This is a genomic window from Massilia sp. 01N410 (assembly GCF_056399665.1).
This window is the reverse complement of the sequence record NZ_JBFTRV010000010.1, coordinates 37,110-57,491: the sequence shown is the minus strand read 5'-3', so window position 1 is coordinate 57,491 and position 20,382 is coordinate 37,110. Positions and strand designations below refer to the sequence as shown.

Annotated in this window: 21 protein-coding genes and 1 pseudogene; 19 read left to right on the top strand and 3 right to left on the bottom strand. The window is 63.8% G+C overall.

The window, feature by feature from the left end; all coding sequences use genetic code 11:
- The first annotated feature begins 52 nt into the window (after positions 1–52).
- Positions 53–472, top strand: coding sequence for a gamma-butyrobetaine hydroxylase family protein (locus tag AC1DOP_RS14990; RefSeq protein ID WP_441934949.1), 420 nt, complete (start codon positions 53–55; stop codon positions 470–472).
- Position 473: 1 nt separating this feature from the next.
- Here AC1DOP_RS14990 and AC1DOP_RS14985 read toward each other — a convergent pair whose 3' ends face one another.
- On the bottom strand, positions 474–1,202 hold the full coding sequence (locus AC1DOP_RS14985) for an oxygen-binding di-iron domain-containing protein (RefSeq protein ID WP_477252000.1): 729 nt from the start codon (positions 1,200–1,202) through the stop codon (positions 474–476).
- 127 nt (positions 1,203–1,329) lie between these two features.
- Entirely contained in the window at positions 1,330–1,536 is a 207-nt protein-coding gene (locus AC1DOP_RS14980; protein WP_441934951.1) for a cold-shock protein, read from the bottom strand.
- 308 nt (positions 1,537–1,844) lie between these two features.
- On the opposite strand from AC1DOP_RS14980, the gene ubiE reads away from it, so the two are divergent.
- The 5 genes from ubiE (at position 1,845) to AC1DOP_RS14955 (ending at position 6,462) form a co-directional block, all read left to right on the top strand.
- Positions 1,845–2,579 carry a bifunctional demethylmenaquinone methyltransferase/2-methoxy-6-polyprenyl-1,4-benzoquinol methylase UbiE gene (ubiE, locus tag AC1DOP_RS14975; RefSeq protein WP_441934952.1) on the top strand — a complete coding sequence of 245 codons (735 nt, stop codon included), beginning with the start codon at positions 1,845–1,847 and terminating at the stop codon, positions 2,577–2,579.
- 10 nt (positions 2,580–2,589) lie between these two features.
- Positions 2,590–3,558 (top strand): Tim44 domain-containing protein, encoded by a 969-nt coding sequence (locus AC1DOP_RS14970; RefSeq protein WP_441934953.1) that lies wholly within the window; start codon positions 2,590–2,592, stop codon positions 3,556–3,558.
- Positions 3,559–3,675: 117 nt separating this feature from the next.
- The gene (locus AC1DOP_RS14965) at positions 3,676–4,308 is read left to right on the top strand and encodes a ubiquinone biosynthesis accessory factor UbiJ (protein ID WP_477251997.1); all 633 of its coding nucleotides are present in this window, start codon (positions 3,676–3,678) and stop codon (positions 4,306–4,308) included.
- Positions 4,308–5,861, top strand: a complete 1,554-nt coding sequence (gene ubiB / locus AC1DOP_RS14960; RefSeq protein WP_441934955.1) for a ubiquinone biosynthesis regulatory protein kinase UbiB — start codon at positions 4,308–4,310, stop codon at positions 5,859–5,861. Before AC1DOP_RS14965 ends, ubiB begins: the two co-directional genes overlap by 1 nt.
- Positions 5,862–5,865: 4 nt before the next feature.
- Complete coding sequence (locus tag AC1DOP_RS14955; protein ID WP_441934956.1) at positions 5,866–6,462, top strand: methyltransferase; 597 nt, start codon at positions 5,866–5,868, stop codon at positions 6,460–6,462.
- Positions 6,463–6,466: 4 nt separating this feature from the next.
- On the opposite strand, the gene AC1DOP_RS14950 is transcribed toward AC1DOP_RS14955, so the two are convergent.
- Positions 6,467–7,144 carry a TetR/AcrR family transcriptional regulator gene (locus tag AC1DOP_RS14950; protein WP_441934957.1) on the bottom strand — a complete coding sequence of 226 codons (678 nt, stop codon included), beginning with the start codon at positions 7,142–7,144 and terminating at the stop codon, positions 6,467–6,469.
- A 306-nt stretch (positions 7,145–7,450) separates the two neighbouring features.
- Between AC1DOP_RS14950 and AC1DOP_RS14945 the strand changes: the two genes are divergently transcribed.
- From AC1DOP_RS14945 to AC1DOP_RS14885, 13 genes and pseudogenes are all read left to right on the top strand, one after another.
- Complete coding sequence (locus tag AC1DOP_RS14945) at positions 7,451–7,777, top strand: FmdB family zinc ribbon protein (RefSeq protein WP_441934958.1); 327 nt, start codon at positions 7,451–7,453, stop codon at positions 7,775–7,777.
- Entirely contained in the window at positions 7,770–8,420 is a 651-nt protein-coding gene (locus tag AC1DOP_RS14940; RefSeq protein WP_441934959.1) for a DUF502 domain-containing protein, read from the top strand. The genes AC1DOP_RS14945 and AC1DOP_RS14940 overlap by 8 nt, the downstream gene beginning before the upstream one ends.
- 20 nt (positions 8,421–8,440) lie before the next feature.
- A complete protein-coding gene (gene aspS, locus AC1DOP_RS14935; RefSeq protein WP_441934960.1) occupies positions 8,441–10,246 on the top strand; it encodes an aspartate--tRNA ligase in 1,806 nt (601 codons plus the stop codon).
- A 44-nt stretch (positions 10,247–10,290) separates the two neighbouring features.
- On the top strand, positions 10,291–10,758 hold the full coding sequence (gene nudB, locus AC1DOP_RS14930; protein WP_477251994.1) for a dihydroneopterin triphosphate diphosphatase: 468 nt from the start codon (positions 10,291–10,293) through the stop codon (positions 10,756–10,758).
- 112 nt (positions 10,759–10,870) lie between these two features.
- Positions 10,871–11,077: pseudogene (locus AC1DOP_RS14925) on the top strand (ATP-binding cassette domain-containing protein); the annotation flags it as partial.
- A gap of 201 nt (positions 11,078–11,278) precedes the next feature.
- Positions 11,279–11,464, top strand: coding sequence for a hypothetical protein (locus AC1DOP_RS14920; protein ID WP_441934962.1), 186 nt, complete (start codon positions 11,279–11,281; stop codon positions 11,462–11,464).
- A gap of 127 nt (positions 11,465–11,591) precedes the next feature.
- On the top strand, positions 11,592–12,410 hold the full coding sequence (locus tag AC1DOP_RS14915) for an endonuclease/exonuclease/phosphatase family protein (RefSeq protein WP_441934963.1): 819 nt from the start codon (positions 11,592–11,594) through the stop codon (positions 12,408–12,410).
- A 7-nt stretch (positions 12,411–12,417) separates the two neighbouring features.
- Positions 12,418–13,578 (top strand): cardiolipin synthase ClsB, encoded by a 1,161-nt coding sequence (gene clsB, locus AC1DOP_RS14910; RefSeq protein WP_441934964.1) that lies wholly within the window; start codon positions 12,418–12,420, stop codon positions 13,576–13,578.
- 16 nt (positions 13,579–13,594) lie between these two features.
- Complete coding sequence (locus tag AC1DOP_RS14905; RefSeq protein WP_441934965.1) at positions 13,595–13,981, top strand: RNA-binding S4 domain-containing protein; 387 nt, start codon at positions 13,595–13,597, stop codon at positions 13,979–13,981.
- A gap of 162 nt (positions 13,982–14,143) precedes the next feature.
- On the top strand, positions 14,144–14,740 hold the full coding sequence (locus tag AC1DOP_RS14900; protein ID WP_441935120.1) for a TetR/AcrR family transcriptional regulator: 597 nt from the start codon (positions 14,144–14,146) through the stop codon (positions 14,738–14,740).
- Between the two features lie 39 nt (positions 14,741–14,779).
- Positions 14,780–16,570 carry an acyl-CoA dehydrogenase C-terminal domain-containing protein gene (locus AC1DOP_RS14895; RefSeq protein WP_441934966.1) on the top strand — a complete coding sequence of 597 codons (1,791 nt, stop codon included), beginning with the start codon at positions 14,780–14,782 and terminating at the stop codon, positions 16,568–16,570.
- A 141-nt stretch (positions 16,571–16,711) separates the two neighbouring features.
- The gene (locus AC1DOP_RS14890; protein WP_477251990.1) at positions 16,712–19,108 is read left to right on the top strand and encodes a 3-hydroxyacyl-CoA dehydrogenase/enoyl-CoA hydratase family protein; all 2,397 of its coding nucleotides are present in this window, start codon (positions 16,712–16,714) and stop codon (positions 19,106–19,108) included.
- A 41-nt stretch (positions 19,109–19,149) separates the two neighbouring features.
- Entirely contained in the window at positions 19,150–20,346 is a 1,197-nt protein-coding gene (locus AC1DOP_RS14885; RefSeq protein ID WP_441934968.1) for an acetyl-CoA C-acyltransferase, read from the top strand.
- Positions 20,347–20,382 lie beyond the last annotated feature (36 nt).

Below are 20,382 nucleotides of genomic sequence, written 5' to 3'. Positions count from 1 at the left end.
CCTTCGCCGGAATGACGGCTCATCGGCCAACATTCATCGCTAGCTTTCGATCATGCCCACCCCCACCAACCTGACCATCCGCCAGCAATCCAAAATCCTGGAAATCGCCTTCGACGACGGCGCCGCCTTCTCCATCCCCTTCGAGCTGATGCGCGTCTACTCGCCCTCGGCCGAAGTGAAGGGCCACGGGCCCGGCCAGGAAGTGCTGCAGGTCGGCAAGCGCGATGTCGGTATCGAAGGCGTCGAGCCGGTCGGTAACTATGCCATCAAGCCGCTGTTCACCGACGGCCACCAGTCCGGCATCTATACCTGGGACTACCTGTACAAGCTGGGCAAGGAAGAGGCGGCGCTGTGGCAGGACTACCTGCAGCGCCTGCACTCTGCCGGCTTCGAGGGCGACAGCGGCCGTGCGCCGGGCACCGTGCTGCCGGGCGCGCAATCCAAGCCGCATGCCTGCGGCCACCATCACTAAGCTAAGCGCTGACCAGCCGTTCGCCGAGGGCGCGCAGCAGCCTTGCGCCGTCGCCCCTCCAGGCACTGCCGTGCATGCACGCCAGGGTGCCGGGCGATTCGGATGCCAGGTGCTCGATCAATTCCCTGGTATGGGTCGAGTGCGAGAAATAATCCATCGGTTTCCGGAACGCTTCGCTGTTCTCCAGGATGTCGTCGCTGGTCAGGGCGGCCTCGCCAAGGCCGCCCTGGGTGAACAGGTCGCCGCAAAACAGCGTTTTGGTTCGGGTATCCATCAGGAAGCCTGTTTCCCAGCCGTGAGGCAGATGTGGCGCATCGAGCCATTTGACCGAGCGTTTTCCCAGGCTGAGCTCGGCGCCGTCGGCCATGGCCAGGGCTGGCCGGTCCGCAAAATCGTTCACCGACACCATTGCCGCAACCCGGCTGCACAAGGGGGCGGCCTCGGGCGCAACGCCCAGCCATTCATTCAGGGAACCGCACTCGTCCGCTTCGAAATGCGACAGGGCGATGAAGCGCAGATGGCTCACCGGCATGACGCTTTCCACGGCTTCCCAGACCAGCGGGAACATCTTTCTTGGCCCGGTGTGAAAAAGAAGCGGTTGATCGTCGACGACCAGGTATTGGTTGAAGGAGAAGCCGCCCGGTACGAGATTGACCGGGGTATTGATGCGATAAACGCCGTCGGCGATTTCGTGGACATTGGTGCCGGCGGCTGCATTGGTGATGGCCATATCGAGCTCCAGAGAAGTCACTCCAGACAGTCAATGTAGGTGAGGCCGGGCCCAAGGTAAACGAAAAAAGCGCCGGCGAAACCGCACGGCGCTTTTTATGGAGCCGGTCGGGCCGGCTGGTCGGCAATCATGCCTGGGGCTGGATGTTCGCAGCTTGCTTGCCCTTCGGGCCGGTGGTGATTTCGAAGCTGACGCGCTGGTTCTCCGCCAGCGATTTGAAGCCGGCCACATTGATCGCCGAAAAATGCGCGAACAGGTCGTCGCCGCCATCATCCGGTTTGATGAAGCCGAAGCCTTTGGAATCGTTGAACCATTTCACAGTGCCAGTCGCCATGTTATTTCTCTCTCAAAAGGATTTTGTCTAAAACTTTGCCCGTCTCCGCTGGTCTCCGCCATGTGGAGTTAACAAAGCTGAATCACTATAAGCAAAATTTTAAGAAAGTGCTGCACGATTGAAACGATGTCGTGAATTTTACGACAGTGATGTTCAAAATCATTCCAGACGGGAAAAATGCTTGTGCCGGGAGATGTTTTCGACGCCGAAGCGGACACTCACACGCGCAGGAATGTGGCCTTCGCACATCCATAGGCGTCGGTCCGCATGCCGCTTGTATAATGCGACAAGATCAAAAGGCAAACGATATGACCAACACCACCCATTTCGGCTACAAGACCGTCTCCGAAGAAGAGAAGGTCCATGAAGTCGCCAAGGTATTCCACTCGGTCGCGTCCAAGTATGACGTGATGAACGACCTGATGTCCGGCGGCCTGCACCGCATCTGGAAGACCTTCACCATCGCCCAGGCGGGCATCCGTCCCGGCTTCAAGGTGCTCGACATCGCCGGCGGCACCGGCGACCTGTCCAAGGCCTTCGCCAAGCAGGCGGGCCCGAGCGGCGAGGTCTGGCTCACCGACATCAACGAGTCGATGCTGCGCGTCGGCCGCGATCGTCTATTGAATAAAGGTCTAGTCACCCCCACCTTGCTGTGTGACGCAGAGAAACTGCCGTTCCCGGACAACTACTTCGACCGGGTCAGCGTGGCCTTCGGCCTGCGCAACATGACGCACAAGGACCAGGCGCTGGCGGAAATGCGCCGCGTGCTGAAGCCCGGCGGCAAGCTGCTGGTGCTGGAGTTTTCGAAGGTGGCCGCGCCGCTGCAGAAGCCGTACGACGTCTATTCGTTCTCGGTGCTGCCGTGGCTGGGCCAGCGCATCGCCAACGATGCCGAGAGCTACCGCTACCTGGCCGAGTCGATCCGCATGCATCCGGACCAGGAAACGCTGAAGTCGATGATGGAAAGCGTGGGCCTGGAACGCGTGCAGTATTACAACCTGACGGCTGGTGTGGCCGCACTGCACACCGGCATCAAACTTTGAGGTGTCCACGATGAAGAAATTCTTGGCCAGCACGATGATCGCGGTGACCGCACTGTCCTTCGTCGCCGATGCGTTCGCACGTCCGGTGGGTGGCGGCCGTTCCTTCGGCCGGCAGTCGTCGTCGGTCAGCCGGATGCGTGCGCCCGCGCCCGCGCCGGCGCCGTCTCCCGCGCAGCAGCCGGGCTACCAGCGTCCGGCGCCGGCCCCGATGGCGCCGCAACCGATTCCGCAAAAGCGTCCGAGCATGTGGAAGGGCGTACTGGGCGGCGCCCTGCTGGGCCTGGGCCTGGGCGCGCTGTTCTCGCACTTCGGCATCGGCGGGGCCATGGCCAGCGCGCTGTCCTCGATCCTGATGATCCTGCTGCTGGTGTTCGCCGTGATGTTCATCGTGCGCATGTTCCGCCGCAAGGACACCCCGGCCAATCCGCCGTTCTCGGGCTTTAACCAGAACCCGGTGCCGGCTTCGGCCTCGGCCACCCCGGAAATCGGTTCCGGCCTGAACCAGGGCTGGCAGCCGAACGCGAACCAGGCTTATTCGGGCGGCTATAACCAGCCGACTTCGAACGTGTCGCTGAACAAGCAGGCCGCGCACGAGCAGTGGGGCGTGCCGGCCGGCTTCGACACCGAGGCCTTCCTGCGCCATGCGAAAGCGTCGTTCATCCGCATGCAGGCCGCCTGGGACCGTGGCGACGTCGCCGACCTGCGCGAATTCACCGCGCCCGAGGTGTTCGCCGAGCTGCAGCTGCAGATCCAGGAGCGCGGCGGCAAGCAGGACTATACCGAGGTCGTCTCGATCGACGCCCAGCTGCTGGGCATCGAGACCACGGAGCGCGATTACCTGGCCAGCGTGCAGTTCGACGGCATGATCCGCAACGCCCCGGGCGCCCAGGCCGAACCTTACGTCGAGGTGTGGAACCTGGCCAAGCCGCTGAACGGCAATGGCGGTTGGGTCCTGGCGGGCATTCAACAGATCACGTAAGATCATTTTTGCAAGATTTTTTGCCATAACGATCTGTGCTGCCGGGTTTGTGCCTCGGCGAACTGGTAAGATCGAAACCGCCCAACACAGGGCGGTTTTTTTTTAACGCAAGCTTCAATGTCATCGACTCCTACTTTCTTAAGCGTAGCGACCATCAACCACCTGCTGGCCCAGGAAGCCTGGGCGCGCGACACCCTGATGCGCCGGGCCGGCAAGCTTGCCTGCATCGACATGGGCCACCTGCGCCTGTGCATGCGCGTGGCCAGGGACGGCATGCTGGAGGTGGCCGGCGGCGACGATGTGCCCGACGTGACCATCCACGTCAAGCCGGGCGACCTGCCGCTGATCCTGCAGAACCGCGACCGCGCGTTTTCCTATGTGCGCATCGAGGGTGACGCGGAATTCGCCAACACCATCTCCCAGCTCTCGAAAGGGCTGCGCTGGGATGCCGAGCACGATCTCGACCGCCTGTTCGGGCCGATCGCGGCGAACCGGCTGGCGGGCGGCGCGCGCGCGGCCGTCTCGCATGCCACGGGCAGCGCACGCCGGCTGGCCGAGAACGTCGCCGAATTCCTGCTGGAAGAGCGCCGCGTCCTGATCCGCCCGAGCAGCGTCGACGCCTTCGCCGATGAGGTGAACCGCCTGCGCGACGACGTCGAGCGCTCGGCCAAGCGGATCGCCAGGCTGGAGCAGAAACTCGAACAGACACTGGAACAACAGCGGGCGCAGCGCCCGCCAACGGATAGCTGATGATTCTGAAATTCCTGCGCCTCCTCAAGATCCTGACGGTTTTCACAAGATACGGTCTCGACGAAATTGCGATGTCCGGCCTGGACGTGCCGCGTACCGCCCGCTTCATCAACTCGGTGTTCTTCTGGCGCCGCATCACCTCGCCCCGCGCGATCCGCCTGCGCCTGGCGCTGGAAGAGCTGGGCCCGATCTTCGTGAAGTTCGGCCAGGTGCTGTCGACCCGTCCCGACCTGATGCCGCCGGATATCGTGGCCGAGCTGTCGCTGCTGCAGGACCGCGTGCCGCCTTTCGATTCCGACCTCGCCATCGCCCAGATCACGCGCTCGCTCGGCGCGCCCCCGAGCGAGCTGTTCGCCACCTTCGAGCGCACCCCGGTGGCCTCGGCCTCGATCGCCCAGGTCCACTTCGCCACCCTCAAGGACGGCAAGGAAGTGGCGGTGAAGGTGCTGCGGCCCGGAATGAAGTCGACCATCGACGAAGACCTGGCCCTGATGCAGATGGCGGCCGGCCTGATCGAGAAGGTGTGGCCGGACAGCCGGCGCCTGAAGCCGCGCGAAGTGGTCGCCGAATTCGACAAGTACCTGCACGACGAGCTCGACCTGATGCGCGAAGCCGCCCAGGCCAGCCAGCTGCGCCGCAATTTCGCCAACTCGACCCTGCTGATGGTTCCGGAGATGTACTGGGATTACTGCTCCAGCAGCGTGATCGTGATGGAGCGCATGAACGGCATCCCGATCTCGCAGACCGACCGCCTGATCGCCGCCGGCGTCGACCTGAAAAAGCTGTCGCGCGACGGCGTCGAGATCTTCTTCACCCAGGTCTTCCGCGACGGTTTCTTCCACGCCGACATGCACCCCGGGAACATCCTGGTGTCGGTGGAAGAGGCGACCTTCGGACGCTACATCGCGCTCGACTTCGGCATCGTCGGCACCCTGAACGACTTCGACAAGGATTACCTGTCGCAGAACTTCCTGGCCTTCTTCCGCCGCGACTACAAGCGCGTGGCCGAGGCCCACATCGAATCCGGCTGGGCGCCGCGCGACACCCGCGTCGACGAACTGGAAGCCGCGGTGCGCGCCACTTGCGAGCCGATCTTCGACCGCCCGCTGAAGGACATCTCCTTCGGCCAGGTGCTGCTGCGCCTGTTCCAGACCTCGCGCCGCTTCAACGTCGAGGTGCAGCCGCAGCTGGTGCTGCTGCAGAAGACCATGCTGAACATCGAAGGCCTGGGGCGCCAGCTCGATCCGGAGCTCGACCTGTGGAAGACGGCGAAACCTTACCTGGAGCGCTGGATGGCCGAGCAGGTCGGCTGGCGCGGCATGCTCGAGCGCCTGCGCGTCGAGGCGCCGCAGTACGCCAAGCTGCTGCCGCAGTTCCCGCGCCTGATGCACCAGGTGCTGCACAAGCGCGCGCACAGCGACCTCGACATGGGCGACCTGATGTACAAGCTGGTGGAGAACCAGCGCCGCACCAACCGCCTGCTGGCCGCGCTGGCCTGCGTCACCAGCATCGCGGTGATCGGCCTGGCCGCCGTGCATTTCGTTCATCCCTGAGGCCATGCCCGACTTTTCCAGCCGCGACCCGCTCGCGCCCGCATTCTGGGACGAGCGCTTCGACAAGCAGTTCACGCCCTGGGACCGCGGCGGCGCGCCGGCCGAACTGCGCGCCTTCGTGGCGCAGGCGAACAAGCCCATGTCCGCGCTGGCGCCGGGCTGCGGTTCCGGCTACGAACTGGCGCTGATGCTGGAAGCGGGCTGGGACGCCACCGCGATCGACTTCTCGGCCGCCGCCGTCGCCCGCGCCAAAAGCCTGGCGGGGCAGTGGGCCGGCCACATCGTGCAGGCCGATTTCTTCGACTATGTTCCGCCGCGTCCGCTCGACCTGGTCTATGAACAGGCCTTCCTGTGCGCGCTGCCGCGGGCGCGCTGGCCGGACGTCGCCAGGCGCTGGGCGGCGCTGCTGCCGCCCGGCGGCCTGCTGGCCGGTTACTTCTTCTTCGGCGATGCGCCCAAGGGCCCGCCCTTCGGCATCGCCCGCGCGCAGCTGGACGCGCTGTTGACGCCGCATTTCGACTGCGTGGTGGACCAGGACGTGCTTGAATCGATTCCTGTCTTTGCCGGCAAGGAGCGCTGGCTGGTGTGGCGCAGGCGCTGAGCGTCTAGTGCTTGCACACGGCGCGGAAGCCGGCCGCGCAATACGCAATCATGCGCGGCGCGATCGCATCCATGTCGGACGAGGAGGCATGGCCTTCGGACAGCTGGTCCAGGCGGCCGGTGGCGCCCAGGGTCAGGGTCAGGGCGCCGGTGAGGAACTGGTAGCTGTAGAACAGGTCGTCGATGCCGGCCTGCGGCAGCACCCGCTGCAGCAGGCCGATGAAGCGCCGCACCACCGGGTCGAAGTGGCTGGTCATGGTGTCCGCGCCCCAGCCGCGCGAGCTGTTGACCAGGGCGAGCAGGGCGAAATAATTCTTCCAGCCCGGATCGGCGTGGCGCGCCCGGTCGAGCAGGGGCATCAGGAAGGCCGAAGCGACGCCTTCGACCGTCATGCGATCGCCGTGCGCTTCCTCGTAGCGGGCCATCGCCTCCATGCGGTCCTGGTTGATCGGGCCGGCGCGGCGCGCGAACACGGCATCGAACAATTCCTGCTTGGTGCCGAAGTAATAATGGACCAGGGCCGAGTCGACCCCGCATTCGACGGCGACGGCGCGCACCGTGACGCCATGGAAGCCATGTACCGAGAACAGTTTTTCGGCGGCGTCGAGGATCACGGGAGCGGTTTCCTTGCCGCCCTCGATCTTGGGACGGCGGCCGGGGCGGGGAGGTGAGGAACGCGTCATTAGCTCAGGAAAAGAAAAGGGCCCGCAGAGGGCCCCGATTTGAAGTCGTTCTTTTATGGCTTGGCGGCGACGGCAGAGCCAGTCGCGCAAACTTCTGTTTCTTAGCAACTAAGGAGTGCTATTTAAACAGGTAAGTTGATGTTCGGCAAACGCAACTCATCGATCGTGCGGAATAAAAACAACACTGTTGCCAGATAGCATCAAGTTGCAAGCGTATTCATTCGCCCCGGCGGTGGCGCCAACGGGCAAAACCTTCCGCAAAAGCTTTATAATTCAGGGTTTTGATGATTTTTGCGGAGTATTCAGATGCCGATTTACGCCTACCGCTGCGATGAATGCGGTTTTGCCAAGGATGTACTGCAAAAGATTTCGGATCCGGTGCTGAGCGTCTGCCCGTCGTGTGGCAAGTCATCGTTCAAGAAGCAAGTCACCGCCGCCGGTTTCCAGCTTAAAGGAACCGGCTGGTATGTGACCGACTTCCGCGGTGGCAGCGCGCCGGCGACCGGCGCGGCACCCGCGACCGGCAGTGCCGACAGCGGCGCCAGCGCCAGCGCCGGTTCCGGTTCCACCACCAGCAGCGAGAGCGGCAGCACCGCCAGCGCCGCGCCCGCGTCGACGAGTTCCGATGCGTAAATATTTCATCACCGGCGCGCTGGTCCTGGTTCCCCTGGCGATTACAGCCTGGGTGCTCAATTTCGTGATCAGCACGCTCGACCAGTCGCTCGTGCTGGTGCCGAGCGAGTGGCAGCCGCGCACCTATATCCCGGGCCTGGGCGCGATCATCACGCTGGCGATCGTGTTCCTGACCGGCGTGCTGACCAATAACCTGGTCGGCAAATGGTTCGTGCGACTGTGGGAGCGCCTGCTGAACCGCATCCCGGTCGTCAACTCGATCTACGGCAGCGTCAAGCAGGTGTCCGACACCCTGTTCTCGTCCTCGGGCAACGCCTTCCGCAAGGCCGTGCTGATCCCGTACCCGCACGAGAACTCCTATACGATCGCCTTCCTGACCGGGGTGCCGGGCGGCGACGTGAAGAACCACCTGGTGGGCGACTACGTGAGCGTGTACGTGCCGACCACCCCGAACCCGACCTCGGGCTTCTTCCTGATGATGGAACGCAGCCGGGTGGTCGAACTGGACATGACGGTCGACGCGGCCCTGAAGTACATCGTGTCGATGGGCGTCGTGGCGCCGGCCACTGCCGGCGATGCCGACACCGCCGCCGCCGTCAAGGATTCTCAAGAAATCAAACGCCTGGCAGCAGGCACCGAATAACCAACCTGGATCGAAAAACTATGTCCTCCATGCGTACCAACTACTGCGGCCTCGTGACCGAAGAGCTGCTGGGCCAAACCGTCAGCCTGTGCGGCTGGGTGCACCGCCGCCGCGACCACGGCGGGGTCATCTTCATCGACCTGCGCGACCGTGAAGGCCTGGTGCAGGTTGTCTGCCACCCCGACAATGCCGACGTCTTCAAGGGCGCCGAGCACGTGCGCAACGAGTACTGCCTGCGCATCACCGGCACCGTCGTGAACCGCCTGGAGGGCACCGCCAACGCCAACCTGAAGTCGGGCAAGATCGAGATCAACACCACCCAACTGGAAGTGCTGAACGCCTCGGTGCCGGTGCCGTTCCAGCTGGACGACGACAACCTGTCGGAAACCACCCGCCTGACCCACCGCGTGCTCGACCTGCGCCGCGACCAGATGCAGCACAACCTGCGCCTGCGCTACAAGGTGTCGATGGAAGTCCGCAAGTACCTGGACAACCTGGGCTTCATCGACATCGAAACCCCGATGCTGGGCAAGTCGACCCCGGAAGGCGCCCGCGACTACCTGGTGCCGTCGCGCGTCAACCCGGGCACTTTCTTCGCGCTGCCGCAGTCGCCGCAGCTGTTCAAGCAGCTGCTGATGGTCGCCAACTTCGACCGCTACTACCAGATCACCAAGTGCTTCCGCGACGAAGACCTGCGCGCCGACCGCCAGCCGGAATTCACCCAGATCGACTGCGAGACCTCCTTCCTGACCGAGCAGGAAATCCGTGACCTGTTCGAAGACATGATGCGCGTGGTCTTCAAGAACGCCGCCGGCATCGACCTGCCGAACCCGTTCCCGGTGATGGACTTCGCTACCGCCATGGGCTCCTACGGTTCGGACAAGCCGGACATGCGCGTCAAGCTGCAGTTCACCGAACTGACCGAACTGATGAAGACCGTCGAGTTCAAGGTCTTCAACAGCGCCGCCAACATGACGGGCGGCCGCGTGGTCGGCCTGCGCGTGCCGCAGGGCGGTTCGATGCCGCGTTCGGAAATCGACGCCTACACCCAATTCGTCGCCATCTACGGCGCCAAGGGCCTGGCCTACATCAAGGTCAACGAGAAGGCCAAGGGCCGCGATGGCCTGCAGTCGCCGATCGTGAAAAACCTGTCGGACGAAGTGCTGGCGCAAGTGCTCGAACTGACCGGCGCCGAAGACGGCGACCTGATCTTCTTCGGCGCCGACAAGGCCAAGGTCGTCAACGACGCCATGGGCGCGCTGCGCGTGAAGATCGGCCACTCGGAATTCGGCAAGAAGGCTGGCCTGTTCGACGACGTCTGGTCGCCGCTGTGGGTGATCGACTTCCCGATGTTCGAGTACGACGACGAAGCGAACCGCTGGACCGCGACCCACCACCCGTTCACCGCGCCGAAGGACGGCCACGAGGACATGCTGGAATCGAACCCGGGCGCCTGCATCGCCAAGGCCTACGACATGGTCCTGAACGGCTGGGAACTGGGCGGCGGCTCGATCCGTATCCACCGCGAAGAAGTCCAGAGCAAAGTGTTCCGTGCCCTGAAGATCGACGCCGAAGAAGCCCAGCTGAAGTTCGGCTTCCTGCTGGACGCCCTGCAGTACGGCGCGCCGCCTCACGGTGGCCTGGCCTTCGGCCTGGACCGCCTGATCACCCTGATGACCGGCTCGACCTCGATCCGCGACGTGATCGCCTTCCCGAAGACCCAGCGCGCCCAGGACCTGCTGACCAACGCGCCGTCGGAAGTCGACGAGAAGCAGCTGAAAGAGCTGCATATCCGTCTGCGTAACGAGCAGCCGAAGGTCGCTTAAAGCATCGTAGGGTGGGCACGGCGAGCCCACCCTACAATAGCGTCATGCCCCACAAAATCCCCGAATCCGTCCTCGTCGTCATCCACACCGCCGACCTCGAGGTCCTGCTGATCGAACGCGCCGACCGGCCCGGCTTCTGGCAATCCGTCACCGGTTCCCTCGACCGCGTCGACGAACCCCTCCTGGAAACCGCCGCCCGCGAACTGTTCGAGGAAACCGGCATCGTCGCCGATGGCGAACGGATCAAGCTGCAGGACTGGCACCTGTCCAACGTCTACGAGATCTACCAGACCTGGCGCCACCGTTATGCACCCGGCATAACGCACAATACCGAGCACGTCTTCTCCGTCTGCGTGCCGCGCGACATCCCGATCGTCCTGGCGCCGCGCGAGCATCTGCACTACGCCTGGCTGCCGCTGCTGGAGGCCGCCGACCGCTGCTTCTCGAGCTCGAACGCGGAAGCGATCCTGCAGTTGCCGCGGCATTTCCCTCCTGATCCTGGCGCTTGCTGAGTCCATCTTTATGCGTATTGCATAAAGATGGCGACCGCAATCGTGCTGTTCAACGCTGGTGGCGGTGCTGCCGTACCGGCTGGACAGCTCGACCACGGCGCTGGTGCGCGGCTTCACGGCAGTGCTGGTGACCCACGACGTGCAGGAGGCCGTGGTGCTGGCCGACCGCATCCTTCTTGTGGAACAGGGACGGCTGGCGATGGACTTGCCGGTCGGGCTGGCGCGCCCTCGCGCACGCGGCAGCGCGGCTTTTGGTGCACTCGAGAAACAAGTGCTCGACAGGGTGTTGGATGTGCGTCACAGCGACGTGCATACATAAAAAAATTGATGAGTAAAACTCCTACGCGTCTGTCAGTTGTAACCTACAGTTTCATAGGGTTTTCAGAATTTAATTCGGAAATGATGAGATAACACAATAGATTAGTTCGTTTGACAGGGTGAAACGATTTGACTAAGGTCAATAAATCGCCATTGGCGAGTTTTTGTTTTTGCAAGTCCAACAAGGATACTGGGAGGAACTATGAGCGAACGCAAGCACGAGCAGAAAGTAAAAGATGTCAGCGTCGACGAAGATTATCTGTGCATCGAATTGCTGAACGGTCTGCTCTTGACAGGCCCGCTGCGCACCAACCCGATTCGCCGTGAAAGCAGCGAATCAAACAATAATGCACCGGCTGAGCACTTCCTGCCGGCAATGAGCATCTGATCCCTTGGCCATTCCCGGCGTGCCCCGGGAATGGCGTCCCGCCCAGGCATCCACTGCCGAATCTGATGCGCCGCACGATTGGCGCTCTGTCCAGAAGAACACGGAATGATGGGGTTAAAATGTTCCCATGAAAATTCGTGTTGCGACCTACAACATCCACAAAGGCGTTTCGTCCTTCCGCAGTACGCCGCGCGTACTGGCGCTGAAAAAAGCCATCGGTACCTTTGGTGCGGATGTCGTGTTCCTGCAGGAAGTGCAGGGCCGGCACGACCGCTACCAGGCGCGCTATGGCGAAAAGGTACGCAGCCCTCACCACCACTGGCCGGACACTGCCCAGCACGAGTTCTTCGCCGGCGAATCCCTGCATGCCGCCTATGGCATGAACGCGGTCTACGATCACGGCCACCACGGCAATGCGCTGCTGTCCTGCTTCCCGATCGCCAACCAGCATAACCACGACGTTTCCGATCACGCCTACGAGCAGCGCGGCATCCTGCATTGCGTGCTGGACACGCCGGACTGCAAGGTGCACTGCTATGTCGTCCATCTGGGCCTGTTCGAAGGCAGCCGCCGGCGCCAGACCGATGCCCTGATCAATGCCATCAACGAGTCGGCGCCGAACGGCGAACCGGTCATCATCGCCGGCGACTTCAACGACTGGCGCAATACCCTCAGCGATTGCCTGCGCATGAAGCTGGGCGTGGTCGAGGTGTTCGACGAACTGGAGCGGCGTTCCTCGCGGATCGGCGAGCTGGTGCGCAAGGTCCGCGACCGCGAGCGCAGCCTGGTGCCGGCGCGGACCTTTCCGGCGGCCTTGCCCTGGTTCCGTCTCGACCGCATCTATGTACGCGGCTTCAAGGTCGAGCAGGCGGAAGTCCTGCACGGGCCGCAATGGGCGCGCCTGTCGGACCACGCGCCCATCGTTGCCAACCTGAGCCTGGCCTAGTCCGCCCATGCGAACGGTTTCCTACGTCGGCAACAACGACGTCAGACTGTTGGAAAGCGGCGGCAACTATTTCAGGGAGTTGCTGGCCGCGATCGATTCCGCGAAGCACGAGGTCCTCTACGAGACCTATATCTACGCCGAGGACGACACCGCGCGCGCCGTCACCGACGCCCTGATCCGCGCCGCCAAGCGCGACGTCAAGGTGCGGGTGCTGGTCGACTGGTTCGGGACCGGGCGCCGGGTCGCCTGCCGCCTCGGCGAGGAATTCGCCAAACACTGCGTGCACTACCGCATGTTCAACCCCTGGTTCCGGCGCGGCGTGGCGCGCAGCCACCGCAAGATCGTCGTGATCGACGGCCAGACGGCTTTCGTGGGCGGCATCAATACCAACGACGATTCGCTGTGCGACTACGCACCCTACGAGCCGCTGCCGGCGCCGCGCTGGGATTTCGCGGTGCGCGTGCGCGGCCCGCTGGTGGAGCGCATCCACCGCGAATCCCAGGCCCAGTGGACCCGCGCCGGCCACCTGAACATCAAGCACCGCTACCACCTGTTCAAGGAAACCCGCAAGCAGGCGCCGGGGCTGGGCGAGCATCCGATGCGCGCCGGCTTCGTGGTGCGCGACAACCTGCGCAATCGCCGCACCATCCAGCGCGCCTACCTGCAGGCGATCGGCCGCGCCCGCAAGCGCGTGCTGATGGCCACGCCGTACTTCGCGCCGGGGCTCAAGTTCCGCCAGGCGCTGGCCCAGGCCGCGCGGCGCGGGGTCGACGTCTGCCTCCTGATCGGCGTCGGCGAATTCCGCATGCAGGACGCGGTGGCGGGGTCCTTCTATCCGCAGCTGCTGGCGGCCGGGGTGCGCATCGTCGAGTACCGCCGGACCCAGCTGCACGCCAAGGTGGCGGTGGTCGACCACGACTGGGCCACCGTGGGATCGAGCAATTGCGATGCCCTGTCGCTGTTCGTGAACCAGGAAGCCAATGTGGTGGTGCGCGACGCCGCCTTCGCCTCCAGCATGGCGAAGCAGATCGAGCGCGGCATCGCCGAAGGTGTGCCGGTCGGGCTCGATGATTTGAGGCAACTTGGTTGGGTGCGCCGCACCGGCCATGAAATGGCCTATCTTTTGTATAAACTGACGATGCGGATCTTTACGATCGGCTATGCCTGAACAGACACCCGGATTTATGAGCGAAAACGAGAACGTACGGATCGACAAATGGCTGTGGGCGGCGCGCTTCTTCAAGACGCGCTCGCTGGCGGCGGAAGCGGTCGACCGTGGACGGATCAAGATCAACGCCGAGAACGTCAAGCCGGCGCGCGCCGTGAAAGTAGGCGACAAGCTCCTCATTGACAACGGTTCGACCCGCTGGGAAGTCATCGTGCAGGGCCTGTCCGGCACCCGCGGCCCGGCCCCGGTTGCGCAGGCGCTCTACCGCGAAACGGAGGTCAGCATCCAGAAGCGCGCGAACGACCAGGAAGCGCGTCGCCTGTTCCCCGAGCCCAGCAGCACGATCAAGGGAAGGCCGACCAAGCGCGACCGCCGGGCGATCGAACGGGCCGGTGACTCGTAGGGTGCACACTTCGTGTCCACGCCGGCCGCGCCCACCCTACTAGAACCGCGCCTCTAAACTTCCCGTTTGACATTTCAAGGCTGGTAGATAATAGTACGAGCGTTCGGATTTTTCTCGATCCACTGGGAGCATCGTATCAATACTTCAGCCAAATCCATGGTCATGCGCAAGGGCGAGATGACGCGTGCAGCGATTCTCGACGTTGCGCTCGAACTCGCCAGCCGCGACGGCCTCGAGGGCCTCACGATCGGCCTGCTGGCCGATCGCATGAACATGAGCAAATCGGGCGTGTTCGCCCACTTCGGTTCGCGGGAAGACCTGCAGATCGAAGTGCTGAAACTTTATCACCGCCGCTTCGAACAGGAAATCTTCTTCCCCAGCGTGAAGGAGCCGCGAGGCCTGCCGCGCCTGGAGGCGATGTTCAAGCACTGGCTCAAGCGCGTCTCGGTCGAGATCGCGTCGGGCTGCATCTATATCAGCGGCGCCGTCGAGTACGACGACCGTCCGGGACCGATCCGCGACGAGCTGGTCGGCATGGTGCAGATCTGGCAGAACGCCCTGGTACGCTGCGCCCGGCAGGCCGTCGACTGCGGCGACCTGAAGGCCGACACCGACCCCCAGCAGCTGGTGTACGAGATGTACGGTCTGGTGCTGGCGGTGCACCACGATGCCCGCTTCCTGCGCATTCCCGGCGCCCCCGACCGCGCTCATCGCGGCTTCGCGCGCCTGATCGAGAACTACCGCAATCCCGCAAAGTAATCACCACACACCAATCATTACCTTCGTCAGGAGAACAACATGGGTCAGTACGTCGCGCCAATCCGGGATATGCAGTTCGTTCTGCATGAATTCCTGAACGTCGCCGAAGAGTTCAAGAGCCTGCCGGCGTACCAGGAGATCGACGCCGACATCATCAACCAGGTGCTCGAAGAAGGCGCGAAGTTCACGCAGGAAGTGCTGTTCCCCCTGAATCACTCCGGCGACCGCGAAGGCTGCCACTACGACGCCGCGACCAGGACCGTCACCACGCCGAAGGGCTTCAAGGAAGCCTACAAGCAGTACGTGGAAGGCGGCTGGGCCGCGCTGGCCTGCGATCCGGAATACGGCGGCCAGGGCCTGCCGGTGGCGCTGAACAACTCCTTCTACGAGATGCTGAACTCGTCGAACCAGGCCTGGTCGATGTACCCGGGCCTGTCGCACGGCGCCTACGAGTGCCTGAAGGAGCACGGCACCGAAGACCAGAAGAAGTTCTACCTGCCGAAGCTGGCCTCGGGCGAGTGGACCGGCACCATGTGCCTGACCGAAGCCCACTGCGGCACCGACCTGGGCCTGCTGCGCTCGAAGGCCGAGCCGCAAGCCGACGGCACCTATAAAATCACCGGCTCGAAGATCTTCATCTCGGCCGGCGAGCACGACATGTCGGAAAACATCGTCCACCTGGTGCTGGCGCGCCTGCCGGACGCACCGGAAGGCAGCAAGGGCATCTCGCTGTTCCTGGTGCCGAAATTCCTGCCGAACGCCGACGGCCAGCCGGGCGAGCGCAACCCGATCTTCTGCGGCGCCATCGAAGAGAAGATGGGCATCCACGGCAACGCCACCTGCCAGATGAACCTGGACGGCGCGGTCGGCACCCTGATCGGCCAGCCGCACAAGGGCCTGAACGCGATGTTCGTGTTCATGAACGCCGCCCGCCTGGGCGTCGGCATGCAGTCGCTGGGCCTGACCGAAGTCGCCTACCAGAACGCGCTGGTGTATGCGAAAGACCGCATCCAGATGCGTTCGCTGTCGGGCCCGAAGGCACCGGACAAGCCGGCCGACCCGATCATCGTGCACCCGGACGTGCGCCGCATGCTGCTGACCGCGAAGGCCTATGCCGAAGGCGCGCGCGCGCTGACCTCCTACGTGGCGCTGCAGATCGACCGCGAACTGAACCATCCGGACGAAGAAGTGCGCAAGGAAGCCGCCGGCGAAGTCGCGCTGCTGACCCCGATCGTCAAGGCATTCATCACCGACAACGGCTGGATCGCCACCTCGGAAGCGATGCAGGTGTACGGCGGCCACGGCTACATCAGCGAGTGGGGCATGGAGCAGTACGTGCGCGACGCCCGCATCAACATGATCTACGAAGGCACCAACACCATCCAGTCGCTGGACCTGCTGGGCCGTAAGATCCTGATGGACAACGGCGCCAAGCTGCGCGCCTTCGGCGAGAAGATCAAGGCCTTCGTGGAAGACAACGGCCTGGACGAGTCGCTGAGCGAATTCGTCACCCCGCTGGGCGAACTGGGCGAGAAGGTCACCAAGCTGACCATGGAAATCGGCATGAAGGCCTTCCAGAACCAGGACGAAGTCGGCGCCGCCGCCGTGCCTTACCTGCGCGTGGTCGGCCACCTGGTGTTCAGCTACTTCTTCGCGCAGATGGCGAAGATCGCACTGGAGAAGAAGGATTCAAGCGACAAGTTCTACGAAGCCAAGCTGGCAACGGCGCGCTTCTACTTCGGCCGCCTGTACCCGGAAACCGCGATGCTGATCCGTCAGGCGCGTTCGGGTTCGGCGAACCTGCTGGCGCTGGATGCAGATCTGTTCTAAGTAACACCATCACGTACCAACGCGTACACCCGCTACATAGACCCGTCGTCCCCGCGCAGGTGGGGACCCAAGTTTGCCTGCAGATCGACGAACTTGGGTTCCCGCCTTCGCGGGAACGACGCTAACTAAGGATTACGAGAGATGACTAATTTCATCGTCAAGAAAGTCGCCGTGCTGGGCGCCGGCGTGATGGGCGCGCAGATTGCCGCGCACTGCGTCAACGCCAAGGTCCCGGTCGTGCTGTTCGACCTGCCGGCAAAAGAGGGAAATAAAAACGGCATCGTCCTGAAGGCCATCGAGAACCTGAAAAAACTGTCGCCGGCTCCGCTGGGCAACAAGGAAGACGCGGCCCTGATCGAAGTCGCCAACTACGAGGACAACCTCGACGTGCTGGCCGGCTGCGACCTGATCATCGAAGCCATCGCCGAGCGCATGGACTGGAAGCACGACCTGTATAAAAAAGTCGCGCCGCACATCGGCGCCAACGCCATCTTCGCCTCGAACACCTCGGGCCTGTCGATCGAGAAGCTGGCCGAAGGCTTCGACGACAACCTGAAGGCGCGCTTCTGCGGCGTCCACTTCTTCAACCCGCCGCGCTACATGCACCTGGTCGAGCTGATCCCGACCGCGGCCACCCGCTTGGCAATCCTCGACCAGCTCGAAACCTTCCTGACCTCGACCCTGGGCAAGGGCGTGGTGCGCGCCAAGGACACCCCGAACTTCATCGCCAACCGCGTCGGCATCTTCGGCATGCTGGCCACCATCCATGAAGCCGAGAAGTTCGGCCTGTCGGTGGACGTGGTCGACGACCTGACCGGCGCAAAATTGGGGCGCGCCAAGTCGGGCACCTTCCGCACCGCGGACGTGGTCGGCCTGGACACCATGGGCCACGTGATCAAGACCATGCAGGACAACCTGAAGGACGATCCTTTCTTCAGCGTCTACCAGACCCCGGCCGTGCTGTCCAAGCTGATCGAGAAGGGCGCGCTGGGCCAGAAGGCCGGCGCCGGCTTCTATAAAAAGGTCGGCAAGGACATCATGCGCCTGGACTTCGCCACCGGCGAATACGTGCCGAGCGGCGCCAAGGCGGCCGACATCGTCGCGCGCATCCTGAAAGAGAAGGACCCGGTCAAGAAATTCAAGGCGATGCGCGAATCGACTAACCCGCAGGCGCAGTTCCTGTGGGCGATCTTCCGCGACGCGTTCCACTACATCGCCTTCCACCTGGATACGATTGCCGACAACGCGCGCGACGTCGACTTCGCGATGCGCTGGGGCTTCGGCTGGAGTGTCGGCCCGTTCGAGACCTGGCAGGCCGCCGGCTGGAACACCATCGCCCAGTGGGTGAAGGAAGACATCGAGGCCGGCAAGGCCCTGTCGAACGCACCGCTCCCGGCCTGGGTGTTCAGCGCCCCGGTGTCGGAGAAAGGCGTGCACACCGCCGAGGGTTCCTACTCGGTCTCGAAGAACGCCTATGTGCCGGTATCGGACCTGCCGGTCTACCAGCGCCAGCAATTCCGCGCGCCGGTCGTCGGCAGCACCACGGTCGATCCGAAGACTGCCGGCACCACCGTGTTCGAGGACGACTCGGTACGCCTGTGGCACTCGGACGATGAAGTGCTGGTGATCTCGCTGAAGACCAAGATGCACGTGATCGGCGACGGCGTCATCAAGGGCATCAAGCGCGGCCTGGAAGAGGCCGAGAAGGGCTACAAGGGCCTGGTGATCTGGAATACCGACGCAGCCGAAGGCGGCGCCTTCTCGGCCGGCGCCGACCTGCAATCGGCCCTGCCGGCCTTCATGACCGGCGGCGCGAAGGCGATGGAGCCGATCGTGCGCGAGCTGCAGGACACCTTCATGGCCATGAAGTATTCGAACATCCCGGTGGTGGCGGCAGTAAGCGGCCTGGCCCTGGGCGGCGGCTGCGAGATGGCGCTGCACGCGTCGAAGCGCGTGGCCTCGATCGAGTCCTATATCGGCCTGGTCGAAGTCGGCGTCGGCCTGGTGCCGGCCGGCGGCGGCCTGAAGGAAGCGGCTGTACGCGCCGCCAACGAAGCCAAGGGCAACGACATCCTGCAATTCCTGAAGACCGGCTTCACCAACGCGGCCACCGCGCAGGTATCGAAATCCGCCCTCGAAGCGAAGGCCATGGGCTACCTGAAGGAAGACGACGTCATCGTCTTCAACCCCTACGAACTGCTGCACGTGGCGAAAGTCACCGCGCGCTCGATGTTCGACGCCGGCTACCGTGCACCGCTGCGTCGCCCGGTCCCGGTCACCGGCCGCTACGGCTGGGCGACCATCCGCGGCCAGCTGGTCAACATGCGCGACGGTGGCTTCATCTCGGCCTATGACTACCACCTGGGCGACACCATCGCCGAGATCGTCACCGGCGGCGACATCGACCAGGGCAGCTACGTCTCCGAGCAGTGGCTGCTGGACATGGAGCGCAAAGCCTTCATCTCGCTGCTGAACAATCCGAAGACCCAGGAACGCATCATGGGCATGATGCAGACCGGTAAACCAGTACGGAACTAAGCGGTGCGTAACCTAGTCAGCGGACATAAGGACTTAATGACATGAGCAAACAACTTCAAGACGCATACATCGTCGCAGCGACCCGCACCCCGATCGGCAAGGCGCCGCGCGGCTTCTTCAACAAGACCCGTCCGGACGACCTGCTGATCGCCGCGATCAAGGGCGCCATGGCCGCCGTGCCGAACCTGGACCCGGCCCTGATCGTCGACGCCATCGTCGGCTGCTCCTTCCCGGAAGCGGAACAGGGCTTCAACGTGGCGCGCCAGGCCGTCGTCATGGCCGGCCTGCCGAACACCGTCGGCGGCGTCACCGTCAACCGCTACTGCGCCTCGGGCATCACCGCCCTGGCGATGGCTGCGGACCGCATCCGCGTCGGTGAAGCCGACGTCATGATCGCCGGCGGCGTCGAATCGATGTCGATGGTGCCGATGATGGGCCACCACCCGTCGATCAATATGCGCGTGTTCGACGACGAGAACGTCGGCCTGGCCTACGGCATGGGCCTGACCGCCGAGAAGGTCGCCGCGCAGTGGAAGGTGAGCCGCGAAGACCAGGACGCCTTCGGCCTGGAATCGCACCGCAAGGCCATCGCCGCCCAGCAGGCAGGCTTCTTCAAGGACGAGATCACCCCGGTCGAGATCGTGACCCGCACGCCGAACCTGGCGACCGGCGAGATCACCGTCAAGCGCCGCACCGTCGACCTGGACGAAGGCCCGCGCGCCGACGCCAGCATGGAAGGCATGGCCAAGCTGAAGCCGGTGTTCGCCGCCAAGGGCTCGGTCACCGCGGCGACCTCGTCGCAGATGTCGGACGGCGCCGGTGCGCTGATCGTCGTCAGCGAGAAGATCCTGAAAGAGCACAACCTGACGCCGCTGGCCAAGTTCTCGTCCTTTGCCGTGCGCGGCGTGCCGCCGGAGATCATGGGCATCGGCCCGAAGGTCGCCATCCCGGCCGCCCTGGCGGCGGCAGGTATCACCCAGGACCAGCTGGACTGGATCGAGCTGAACGAAGCCTTCGCCGCCCAGGCGCTGGCCGTGATCCGCGACCTGAACCTGGACACCAGCAAGGTCAACCCGATGGGCGGCGCGATCGCCCTCGGCCACCCGCTGGGCGCGACCGGCGCCATCCGCGCCGCCACCGTGGTCCACGCCCTGCGCCGCAACAAGCTGAAGTACGGCATGGTCACCATGTGCGTCGGCGCCGGCATGGGCGCTGCGGGTATCATCGAGCGCGTGTAATCCACACGCAGCAAGTCGAGGAGGGTGGGCACGGAA

What these genes read in the sequence shown, in the direction of transcription:
- AC1DOP_RS14940 (WP_441934959.1), top strand. Translation starts at nt 7,770, where the DNA reads ATGCGTAAATATTTCATCACCGGCGCGCTGGTCCTGGTTCCCCTGGCG.
- AC1DOP_RS14885 (WP_441934968.1), top strand. Translation starts at nt 19,150, where the DNA reads ATGAGCAAACAACTTCAAGACGCATACATCGTCGCAGCGACCCGCACC.
- clsB (WP_441934964.1), top strand. Translation starts at nt 12,418, where the DNA reads ATGCGAACGGTTTCCTACGTCGGCAACAACGACGTCAGACTGTTGGAA.
- AC1DOP_RS14945 (WP_441934958.1), top strand. Translation starts at nt 7,451, where the DNA reads ATGCCGATTTACGCCTACCGCTGCGATGAATGCGGTTTTGCCAAGGAT.
- AC1DOP_RS14980 (WP_441934951.1), bottom strand. Translation starts at nt 1,536, where the DNA reads ATGGCGACTGGCACTGTGAAATGGTTCAACGATTCCAAAGGCTTCGGC.
- ubiB (WP_441934955.1), top strand. Translation starts at nt 4,308, where the DNA reads ATGATTCTGAAATTCCTGCGCCTCCTCAAGATCCTGACGGTTTTCACA.
- AC1DOP_RS14985 (WP_477252000.1), bottom strand. Translation starts at nt 1,202, where the DNA reads ATGGCCATCACCAATGCAGCCGCCGGCACCAATGTCCACGAAATCGCC.
- AC1DOP_RS14905 (WP_441934965.1), top strand. Translation starts at nt 13,595, where the DNA reads ATGAGCGAAAACGAGAACGTACGGATCGACAAATGGCTGTGGGCGGCG.
- AC1DOP_RS14920 (WP_441934962.1), top strand. Translation starts at nt 11,279, where the DNA reads ATGAGCGAACGCAAGCACGAGCAGAAAGTAAAAGATGTCAGCGTCGAC.
- AC1DOP_RS14990 (WP_441934949.1), top strand. Translation starts at nt 53, where the DNA reads ATGCCCACCCCCACCAACCTGACCATCCGCCAGCAATCCAAAATCCTG.
- ubiE (WP_441934952.1), top strand. Translation starts at nt 1,845, where the DNA reads ATGACCAACACCACCCATTTCGGCTACAAGACCGTCTCCGAAGAAGAG.
- AC1DOP_RS14915 (WP_441934963.1), top strand. Translation starts at nt 11,592, where the DNA reads ATGAAAATTCGTGTTGCGACCTACAACATCCACAAAGGCGTTTCGTCC.
- aspS (WP_441934960.1), top strand. Translation starts at nt 8,441, where the DNA reads ATGTCCTCCATGCGTACCAACTACTGCGGCCTCGTGACCGAAGAGCTG.
- AC1DOP_RS14890 (WP_477251990.1), top strand. Translation starts at nt 16,712, where the DNA reads ATGACTAATTTCATCGTCAAGAAAGTCGCCGTGCTGGGCGCCGGCGTG.
- AC1DOP_RS14900 (WP_441935120.1), top strand. Translation starts at nt 14,144, where the DNA reads ATGCGCAAGGGCGAGATGACGCGTGCAGCGATTCTCGACGTTGCGCTC.
- AC1DOP_RS14970 (WP_441934953.1), top strand. Translation starts at nt 2,590, where the DNA reads ATGAAGAAATTCTTGGCCAGCACGATGATCGCGGTGACCGCACTGTCC.
- AC1DOP_RS14955 (WP_441934956.1), top strand. Translation starts at nt 5,866, where the DNA reads ATGCCCGACTTTTCCAGCCGCGACCCGCTCGCGCCCGCATTCTGGGAC.
- AC1DOP_RS14950 (WP_441934957.1), bottom strand. Translation starts at nt 7,144, where the DNA reads ATGACGCGTTCCTCACCTCCCCGCCCCGGCCGCCGTCCCAAGATCGAG.
- AC1DOP_RS14965 (WP_477251997.1), top strand. Translation starts at nt 3,676, where the DNA reads ATGTCATCGACTCCTACTTTCTTAAGCGTAGCGACCATCAACCACCTG.
- AC1DOP_RS14895 (WP_441934966.1), top strand. Translation starts at nt 14,780, where the DNA reads ATGGGTCAGTACGTCGCGCCAATCCGGGATATGCAGTTCGTTCTGCAT.
- nudB (WP_477251994.1), top strand. Translation starts at nt 10,291, where the DNA reads ATGCCCCACAAAATCCCCGAATCCGTCCTCGTCGTCATCCACACCGCC.